This is a genomic window from Polynucleobacter aenigmaticus, assembly GCF_002206635.1.
GTDB classification, from domain to species: Bacteria; Pseudomonadota; Gammaproteobacteria; order Burkholderiales; family Burkholderiaceae; genus Polynucleobacter; species Polynucleobacter aenigmaticus.
In genome coordinates, this window is the sequence record NZ_NGUO01000022.1 from 1 (window position 1) to 9,280 (window position 9,280).

6 protein-coding genes and 2 pseudogenes are annotated in these 9,280 nt (G+C 48.5%); all 8 read right to left on the minus strand.

From position 1 onward, the window contains the following. Positions 1-84: pseudogene (locus tag CBI30_RS11075) on the minus strand (ABC transporter ATP-binding protein); the annotation flags it as partial. 7 nt (positions 85-91) lie between these two features. Further along, a pseudogene (locus CBI30_RS10395) lies at positions 92-1,540 on the minus strand (GTP-binding protein TypA/BipA); the annotation flags it as partial. Between the two features lie 63 nt (positions 1,541-1,603). Next, complete coding sequence (gene truB / locus CBI30_RS10400; protein ID WP_088528229.1) at positions 1,604-2,515, minus strand: tRNA pseudouridine(55) synthase TruB; 912 nt, start codon at positions 2,513-2,515, stop codon at positions 1,604-1,606. A 4-nt stretch (positions 2,516-2,519) separates the two neighbouring features. Then, positions 2,520-2,888, minus strand: coding sequence for a 30S ribosome-binding factor RbfA (rbfA, locus tag CBI30_RS10405; protein ID WP_088528230.1), 369 nt, complete (start codon positions 2,886-2,888; stop codon positions 2,520-2,522). A gap of 14 nt (positions 2,889-2,902) precedes the next feature. Then, a complete protein-coding gene (infB, locus tag CBI30_RS10410) occupies positions 2,903-5,698 on the minus strand; it encodes a translation initiation factor IF-2 (RefSeq protein WP_088528231.1) in 2,796 nt (931 codons plus the stop codon). Between the two features lie 13 nt (positions 5,699-5,711). Then, the gene (nusA, locus tag CBI30_RS10415; protein ID WP_088528232.1) at positions 5,712-7,193 is read right to left on the minus strand and encodes a transcription termination factor NusA; all 1,482 of its coding nucleotides are present in this window, start codon (positions 7,191-7,193) and stop codon (positions 5,712-5,714) included. After that, positions 7,190-7,681, minus strand: coding sequence for a ribosome maturation factor RimP (gene rimP, locus CBI30_RS10420; RefSeq protein ID WP_088528233.1), 492 nt, complete (start codon positions 7,679-7,681; stop codon positions 7,190-7,192). Before rimP ends, nusA begins: the two co-directional genes overlap by 4 nt. Positions 7,682-7,854: 173 nt before the next feature. Further along, positions 7,855-9,280, minus strand: a 1,426-nt coding sequence (gene rluB, locus CBI30_RS10425) for a 23S rRNA pseudouridine(2605) synthase RluB (protein WP_240553576.1), incomplete at its 5' end; no start/stop codon positions are given.

A 9,280-nucleotide genomic window follows, 5' to 3' on the forward strand; every position in this document is an offset into this window, starting at 1 on the left:
ATAGCCATAGTCTGCAACCTGCAAGGCAGCTGCAGCGAACTGCTCTACCAACAACATAGTTACGCCTTGGGACTTGAGGTTAGANANNNTCGCCCAAAATGCCATCTTTAGCTGGAGCGTAACAATCAAATGTATGACTCATCAATCCATTGCCGCGAGTCATGGTCATGAAATCGCCTTGGAAGCCGATTAGGCCACGTGCAGGAATACGGTACTCAAGACGGGTACGACCTTTTCCGTCACTCACCATATCTTGCAACTCCCCTTTACGCTTACCTAAGTCTTCCATCACAGCGCCTTGAGTAGCATCTTCTACGTCAACTGTTAAGTTCTCGTATGGCTCCATCTTGACGCCATTCTCTTCGTGGAATACTACGCGCGGACGGGAAACTGCCATCTCATAGCCTTCACGACGCATGGTTTCAACCAAAATAGTCAAATGCAACTCACCACGGCCAGAAACTTCGAACACGGTATCGTCAGCGGTCTCGCGGACGCGCAAAGCCATATTGGCCTTTAATTCACGATCAAGACGCTCACGAATCTGACGGCTCGTAACAAACTTACCTTCACGACCAGCTAATGGGCTGGTGTTCACCATGAAGTTCATGGTCAAAGTAGGTTCATCAATCTTGAGCATTGGCAATGGATCTGGCTTATCAACCGCGCAAACCGTTGTACCAATTGCCAACTCTTCAATTCCGTTGATTAAAGCGATATCACCAGCAACTGCCTCGTCAACGATTTCGCGTTCGAGACCTTTAAATTTCAATACTTGGTTGATACGGCCTTTAAATGGCACGCCATCAGGACCGTTCATGCAGACCACTTCCATGCCTGACTTCACTCGACCGCGGCTGATACGACCAACGCCAATCTTACCGACATAGCTGTTGTAGTCAATTGAAGAAATCTGGAATTGCAAAGGACCATCTGGATCGTCATCACGCACAGGAACGTATTTCAAGACAGCATCAAACAAAGGACGCATGTTGCCCTCACGCACATCTTCTGTTGGCCCTGCATAGCCATTTAAGCCTGATGCGTAGATGATTGGGAAATCGAGCTGCTCTTCAGTTGCCCCTAACTTATCAAACAATTCAAAAGTAGCATTGATCACATAGTCACAACGTGCGCCGGGGCGATCAACCTTGTTAATCACTACGATTGGCTTCAAACCGAGGGCCAAGGCCTTTTTAGTTACGAAGCGAGTTTGTGGCATCGGGCCTTCAACCGCATCAACCAAGAGCAATACACCGTCAACCATGGAGAGTACACGCTCTACTTCACCACCGAAGTCGGCGTGTCCTGGCGTGTCAACAATGTTGATATGTGTGCCGTCGTATTCAACTGCACAGTTCTTGGACAAAATAGTAATGCCACGCTCTTTTTCTAGATCGTTTGAGTCCATGACGCGTTCGGTCATTTTTTCATTGGAGCGGAATGTGCCAGATTGGCGCAAGAGTTGGTCAACCAAAGTAGTTTTACCGTGGTCAACGTGGGCGATGATGGCGATATTACGGAGTGCGCGTTTAGTCATGTGAAGCTTCTGAAGTTAAGAATAGGGTTAGTTAAGGTTAATGAATCAATAAGTCAAAATGATTTAATGGGCTGAAGAAATCAAACGCTTGGGATGCAAAACACCCGAGCGCCAGTCACCAGTTCCAATAAAGTTATGGGGAGCAGCTGTTGCGCGATAAATGCGAACGAGCGCTTCGATGGACGGTATATTGAGTGGAACACGTTGCCCCATCTCTAAGCGCTTTGCTTGCTGCTCATCCACCGTTAAGTGTGGCAAGGTTTGCAAGAGCGCATCGACTGGCAAGATATAGCTAGAACTATCCTGCAAGCCTTGTTGAATACTTTCGAGTACAAAAGATTGATCTAGGGTCAAATGACCCACTGCAATTCGGCGCAAGCCAACCAAGTGCGCACCGCAACCCAGGGCTTTACCAATATCTTCTGCCAAGACCCTGATATAAGTTCCTTTGCTACAGCTCACTTCTAAAGTGGCTTCGGGCCAATTGACATCGGTCCAACGAATGGCATGAATCGTAATATCTCGAGGAGCGCGCTCTAATTCAACGCCGGCACGAGCATATTCATATAAAGGTTTGCCATCACGCTTAAGCGCTGAATACATTGGCGGAACCTGGCTAATGGGGCCAGTAAATGCCGGCAATAATGATTCCAGCGCCAGCTTCATAGCAACTGCATCAGCAAATAGGGGAAGGGGTAATTCCTCGATGATTTGACCTTCAGCATCACCAGTATCGGTACGCTGACCAAATTTCACTTGAGCGATATAAGTCTTATCTGCCTCTAGCAAATCCTGGGAGTACTTCGTTGCCTCACCCAAACAAATCGGAAGCAAGCCAGTTGCCATCGGATCTAAAGTGCCGGTATGCCCTGCTTTTTCTGCATTCAATGCACGCTTGACCGCTGTGACTGCGCCTTGCGAGCTCATGCCAAAAGGTTTATCAAGTAAGACAACTCCGTCGATACGTACAGACATGAAATTACGCGCTCTCGTCTTTGCGGTCACTATCCACTGCTTCATCAATTAAGCGGGACATTTCAATGCCATGCTCAACAGAACTGTCGTAGTGGAAATGCAGAGTCGGCACAGTATGAATATGCAAACGCTTAAACAATAAAGAATGTAAATAACCTGCTTTGTCCTGAAGCGCCTTCAATGCAACCGCAGGCTCAGCGCCCAAGACTGTAAAGAATACTTTTGCATGAGCCAAATCCGGCGTCAGTTCAATACTTTGTAAAGTAATTAAACCTAAGCTGGGGCTACGCAATTCACGAGGAATCAGCTCGGCCAGATCTCGCTGAATTTGATCGGCGAGACGCTGGTTACGATGAGGGCTAGTTTTATGCATGTACTGTGTAGCTCTTAGAGTGTTCTAGCAACTTCAGTCACTTCAAACGCTTCCAGTTGATCGCCTTCTTTGATGTCGTTGTAGCCTTTTAATGACAAGCCACACTCAACACCAGCACGAACATCTTTTGCGTCATCTTTAAAGCGCTTGAGAGAATCCAACTCACCAGTCCAGATCACTACGTTTTCACGTAAGAGACGAACGCTAGAGTTACGCTTGATAACACCATCGAGTACCAAGCAACCAGCAATCGCACCTACTTTAGATACCAAGAAGACTTGACGAATCTCCACCATACCGGTGATTTCTTCTTTCTTATCTGGTGTCAACATGCCACTCAAGGCTGCTTTAACTTCATCAACCGCGTCATAAATGATGTTGTGATAACGAATATCCACACCATTGTTCTCAGCCAACTTACGCGCCGCACCATCTGCGCGAGAGTTAAAGCCGATGATGACTGCCTTAGAAGCCACCGCCAAGTTCACGTCAGTTTCAGTAATGCCACCCACTGCTGCGTGAACGATTTGAACCTTCACCTCTGCAGTAGACAGCTTTTGCAATGACTGAGACAACGCCTCTTGAGAGCCCTGTACGTCCGCCTTAATAATGAGCGGTAATAACTTAGCCTCAACAGCACCCTCTTCCATGTTTTCCATCATGGTTTCGAGTTTGAATGCTTGCTGTTTAGCCAACTTCACATCGCGGAACTTACCTTGACGGAAGAGGGCAATCTCACGCGCTTTACGCTCATCAGGCACTACTTGCACTGACTCACCAGCAGCAGGCACTTCAGATAAACCTTGAATCTCTACCGGAATAGATGGGCCAGCCTCATTACAGGCTTTGCCGTTTTCATCCAACATCGCGCGAACACGACCGTAGGTTGAACCAGCCAACAACATATCACCACGTTTGAGCGTACCGGACTGAACGAGCACGGTTGCTACAGGTCCGCGACCCTTATCCAAACGTGCCTCAATCACAAGACCTTGTGCTGGAGCATCTTTAGCTGCTTTGAGCTCCAAAATCTCTGCTTGCAAGAGGACGTTCTCGAGCAGCGCATCAATGCCGTCACCCGTTTTTGCAGAAACACCAATAAATGGCACATCGCCGCCGTATTCCTCAGGAACCACTTGCTCAGCAACTAATTCAGTTTTGACACGCTCTAAATTGGCGTCTGGTTTATCAATCTTGTTGATCGCCACCACAATCGGAACACCAGCTGCTTGAGCATGATGAATCGCTTCTTTTGTTTGTGGCATCACGCCATCGTCAGCTGCGACAACTAAAATCACGATATCGGTTGCCTTAGCACCGCGAGCACGCATCGCCGTAAAGGCTTCGTGACCTGGAGTGTCGAGGAAAGTAATCATGCCGCGTGGAGTTTCAACGTGATAAGCACCGATGTGCTGAGTAATACCACCAGCTTCGCCAGTAGCAACCTTAGCCGCACGAATCTTATCGAGCAAAGAAGTTTTACCGTGGTCAACGTGACCCATCACCGTTACAACTGGTGGACGCGGCAACAATTCCGCATCGTGACCAGCGATACCGAGATCTAAATCTGGATCATCTAATTTGGCAGCATGGGATGTATGACCCATCTCTTCCACGATGATCATCGCCGTATCTTGATCTAAGATTTGGTTAATCGTGACCATCTGACCCATACCCATCAAGAGCTTAATTACTTCAGCACTCTTCACAGCCATTGCGTGAGCTAACTCAGCAACAGTAATAGTTTCTGGAACGCTAACATCACGTACAACCGGTTCTGTTGGCACTTGGAAATTGGTATCGACGTTAGCTTCAGCAATTTGACGTTGCTTTCTTCTGCCACCGCCGGAACGCCAACCGCCTACACCGCCCAAACTATCGCCGCGAGTCTTCAGGCCACCAGCTTTCTTGGCGCCCTCTTCTTTCCAAGTTGATGAGGTCTCTGCAGACTTAATCGTCTTGCCGCCAACCTTAGCAACTACCTTCTTCTTGTCATCGGCACCCTCAACCTTGGCAGGTTTATGCAAGGTGCCTTTTTTAGCTTCTTCAGCAGCAATTTCACTTGGTGCTTTAAGAACGCGTGCAGGTGCACTCATCATGTCGCGAATAGCTAAAGCTTCAGCTTCAGCAGCGGCGCGACGTTTTGTAATATCAGCCAACTGCGCTTTATTAGCATCAGCGATATCTTTGGCAGCCTTATCGGCTTGCGCCTTCTTCTCGGCAGCCTTGGCTACAGCTTCTGCAGCAGCAGACGCTTCGTCAACCGACTTAGCTACTTTTTCAACGACTGGCTCAGCCACGCTTGCAGCGGCAGCAACAGCAGCCGCTTCTTTTTCGCGAGCATCTACCGCCGCTTTCATTTCAGCTTCTTGACGTGCTAATAACTCGGCTTGGCGAGTCGCTTCGGCTGCGCGTTTTTCCAACTCTTCTGGAGAGAGAATTGGCTTGGCTGGAGTTGCAGGAGCAACTTCCTTAACTGCTGGAGCCGGAGCCTCTTCAGGAGCGCTATCTCCTGCCTTAACTAGCACGCGCTTTTTTCGAACCTCAACCTGAACGGTACGAGTGCGCCCAGCAGAATCCGCCTGACGAATCTCTGAATTTTCACGCTTAATCAAAGTAATCTTTTTGCGATTACCCGTATCAGCACTACCATGCTCTTTTTGCAAATGCTCAAGCAGGACAGTCTTGTCCTTTTCGGTAATGCTGTCGTCCTCAGAACCTTTTTCGATACCGGCCGCCTTCAACTGCTCCAGAAGGTCTGGCGCGGTACGTTTCAATTCTTTAGCGAGTACTTTTACTGTTGTTGCCATGCACTACTTCCTCTCATGAAGTAAACCAATGTTCGCGCGCTTTCATGATGAGCGTTTTCGCGGTTTCTTCGTCAATTTGTGTCGCCTCAACTAGCTCATCAACAGCCAGTTCAGCTAAGTCGTCACGGGTATGAACTTGATTGTCAGCAAGCTTTGCAATCAATTCAGTAGTCATTCCCTCTAGGGAACGTAAATCTTGTGAGACTTCGCCAACGCGCTCCTCTTTAGCCAATTCCATGGTCAAGAGGGAGTCACGCGCACGAGTACGCAATTCATTTACCGTGTCTTCATCGAAAGAATCGATTTCTAACATCTCAGAAAGGGGTACATAAGCAACCTCTTCTAATGTATTGAAACCTTCTTCGATCAAGATATCAGCAACTTCCTGGTCAACGTCCAATTTATCCATGAACAATTGACGAACAGAAGCAGCTTCTTTTTCAGTTTTCTCAGCAGACTCTTCTGGGGTCATGATGTTGATTTGCCAACCAGTCAATTCACTTGCCAAACGAACATTCTGTCCGCTACGGCCAATCGCAATTGCCAAGTTTTCTTCATCAACTACCACGTCCATTGCATGACGCTCTTCATCAACCACAATAGAAGACACTTGGGCTGGAGCCAAAGCACCAATCACAAACTGCGCTGGATCTTCCGACCACAAAACAATGTCCACTGCTTCGCCAGCCACTTCGTTACGCACCGCTGTAACGCGTGTGCCACGAACACCAACGCAAGTACCGATTGGGTCGATACGCTTGTCGTAGGTGATGACAGCAATCTTTGCACGGATACCAGGGTCACGAGCAGCGCCCTTAATCTCTAATAAACCCTGCTCCATCTCTGGAACTTCATTCTCAAACAACTTGATCAAGAAATCTGGGCAAGTACGTGACAGTTCAATCTGTGGGCCACGAGCTTCACGATCCACTTTCAGGATGTATGCACGAACGCGGTCACCAGAACGCAGGTTCTCTTTTGGAATCATTTGATCGCGACGCAACAATGCTTCTACACGACCAGATTCAATAATCAAACCATTCTTATCAGCACGCTTCACGGTACCGGTCATGACTTTTTCGCCACGCTCAAGGTAGTCGTTCAAAATCTGCTCACGCTCAGCATCACGAATGCGTTGCAAAATCACTTGCTTAGCAGCTTGTGCGCCAATACGGCCAAAGGCTAAGGATTCGATTTGCTCTTCGATATATTCGCCAACTTCCATGTCGGAGAATTGCTCAAGCGCTTCAAAATGCAAGATCTCTTTATCTGGCTCTTGAAGGCCGGCTTCATCGGGAACCACCAACCAGCGACGGAAGGTTTCATATTCACCAGACTCACGATCAATCGATACACGAATATCCACATCTTCTGTCGGGTAACGCTTCTTAGTGGCTGATGCCAACGCCATCTCTAGCGCCTCAAACACAATTGCTTGATCTACGTTCTTTTCACGCGCTAAGGCGTCTGCCAACATGAGAACTTCTCGGCTCATGACTTTCTTCCTTTGAAATCAATAACAGGGACCAACCGAGTCTTATCGACCTCGGCTAAAGAAAACTCCAATTGAGACTCAGCACCATCAGTGCCTTCAAACAACAAACCAAATTTCGCGTCAGGCGAATCTAATTCGCCGGTCAGCAAACCTTGCAACACACCACGAAACTTCTTGCGCTCACCCACGGCAACGCGCAACTTTAAATCCACTTCCATTCCAGAAAAACGCTCGTAATCCGCAGCGGACTTCACAGGCCGATCTAATCCTGGAGAAGAAATTTCTAAACGCTCAAAAGGAATATTCTCGACTGGTAATGTGTAGCTCAGCTGATGACTTACTTTTTCGCAATCCTGCACATTAATCAAACGTTCGTAATCTGGGTTTTCAATCGTGACACGCAGCAAGCCTCCGGCTTCGCGCTCGATTTCTACTAGCGCGTACCCTAAGTTTTCTACCTCTGCAGAAATAATCCGCTGATCTTTCACGACAACCCTTCAATCCAAAACGGCAAAAAAAAATGGGCTTCAAAGCCCATATTCTCGAAATTCAGAACAGGCCGACTTACGTTGATCGCAACATCAGTCGGTAACCACCCAAAACAGCAGCGAACTGCTGTAAGTGCAAAATTATAGCCGATTTAGAGGAAAATTCATCAAAATCAGAAGCTTTCGCTTGGATTTCGTGGCTTTCTAGGTCCTTTATTGAAGGGTTTGCGTCCTTTTGGTGCACCCCGTTTAGGGCCATTTCCAGGGCTTTGAGGGCTAGCAGTCACAAAAGCAGACTGGCCATGGTGCACTTTCTTGCCTTTATTGCGATTCTGACCTTGTGCTCCTTGCCCACCTTGACCACCCTGACCACCTTGCCCAGCTCCCTGACCGGGTCTGCCAGCGTTAGTACGGCCTCGGAAAGGACCGCGTCCTTCGCCTGATCCACTGCGACCGCCAGCAGGTTTATCACCCCGACTTTGATGGGTCAGGCTATTGTGGCCACTAGCCAGCGTCAAAGCATCACGGGATCCCCAATAAGAAACTGAGGTTTGCATTGGATCGGGCTGAAAGTCTTCGCCAACAGGAGGGCGGCGATCGCGACCCTGCGCATTTGGATTACGGCCCTTGTCTTGCGGCTGTGGCATTTTTAAGCCTACCAACTTCATCAAGTTATAGATACCGCCGGCCTCAATCTCCTCCCATTTCCCCCGTCTCAAGCGCGGAGGAAGCAAGAAAATACCGTAGCGGGTGCGGAGCAAACGAGAAACGGTATGCCCAACAGCTTCGAACATGCGACGTACCTCACGGTTACGCCCCTCAGTCAAGGCTACGTGATACCAACGGTTTGCACCTTCGCCACCACCCATGGATAAGCGCAAGAATTTAGCTTGGCCATCATCGAGCGTAATACCGCTCTTTAATTGCGCTGTATTTTCTTGGCTCAACTCACCAAGAATGCGGACGGCGTATTCACGTTCGACACCGTAGCGGGGATGCATTAAGCGATTAGCCAATTCACCAGATGTGGTGAACAACAGGAGGCCTTCAGTATTAAAGTCTAAACGCCCCACTGCAATCCAACGACCTTGACGTGGCTTTGGTAAGCGGTCAAATACGGTTGGACGACCTTCTGGATCCGACTGACTCACGATTTCGCCTGAAGGCTTGTGATACATGATGACGCGTGGTGGCTTAGTCTGAATCTTGCGATGCACTGGCTTGCCATTGATACGCACTTGATCAGTTGGCCCAATGCGCTGACCAATATGTGCGGGCAAACCATTTACCGAAACACGACCTTGGATGATTAAGTCTTCCATGTCACGACGCGATCCCATGCCGACATCAGCCAACACTTTATGCAGCTTCACGGTATCTTCGTCGTCAGCGTCGTCGTCTAAACCATCTAGGTCAGACCACACCTCATCACGCAAACTGAGTGGTAAGTCATCGATGTTTGCAAATTGCAAACTGCTCATCTCATCTTCGCTAGGAACATCTGCATCCTCATCGTGGCGCACACGTTGCGCACGGCGCTCAGCACCAGTCTGATNCCATTTATTAAAGAACTCCCGCATATCTGTTGCAAGATCTTTA